The sequence below is a fragment of the Arthrospira sp. PCC 8006 genome (assembly GCF_046480465.1).
GTDB lineage: Bacteria > Cyanobacteriota > Cyanobacteriia > Cyanobacteriales > Microcoleaceae > Limnospira > Limnospira platensis.
The window spans coordinates 1-771 of record NZ_PKGG01000495.1 but is presented as its reverse complement, the minus strand read 5'-3'; the positions used below and the strand labels follow the sequence as shown (position 1 = coordinate 771).

Genomic DNA, 771 nt, shown 5'->3' with positions numbered 1-771 from the left:
CGTTACCATTAACGTCCTTAGTAATGATAGTGACCCTGATGGTGTTTTAGTCCCGGATACGGTGACGGTGGTTGATTTACCAGATTACGGTAATATCACCGTTAACCCTAACGGAACCATCACCTATAGCCATGACGGTTCATCTACCARTAGCGATCGCTTTACTTATACCGTAGAAGATGATGATGGCGCTACCTCTAACGAAGCTACCGTTTTCCTGACTATCGAGGAAAATCAGCCACCCACCGCTAATGATGATAACGCCACGGTCCGCACCGGAAACGCCGTTACCATTAACGTCCTTAATAATGATAGCGACCTTGATGGTGTTTTAATCCCAGATACGGTGACGGTAGTTGACTCTCCCAACTACGGTAATATCACCGTTAACCCTAACGGAACAATCACCTATAGCCATGACGGTTCATCTACCAGTACGGATAGCTTTACTTATACCGTAGAAGATGATGATGGCGCTATCTCTAACCTAGCCACCGTCTCCCTGACTATCCAAGAAAATCAACCCCCCACCGCTAATGATGATAACGCCATAGTGATGATGGGTAACGCCGTTACCATTAACGTCCTTAGTAACGATAGCGACCCTGATGGTGTTTTAATCCCAGATACCGTCACCGTAGTTGACTCTCCCAACTACGGTAATATCACCGTTAACCCTAATGGAACAATCACCTATAGCCATGACGGTTCATCTACCAGTACGGATAGCTTTACTTATACCGTAGAAGATAATGATGGCGCTATCTCTAA

At 45.6% G+C, this 771-nt stretch carries 1 protein-coding gene; it reads left to right on the top strand.

The features are described from left to right. Positions 1 to 771 (top strand): Ig-like domain-containing protein (locus B9T16_RS29030; RefSeq protein ID WP_410246430.1); only part of this gene is annotated, 771 nt, incomplete at both ends.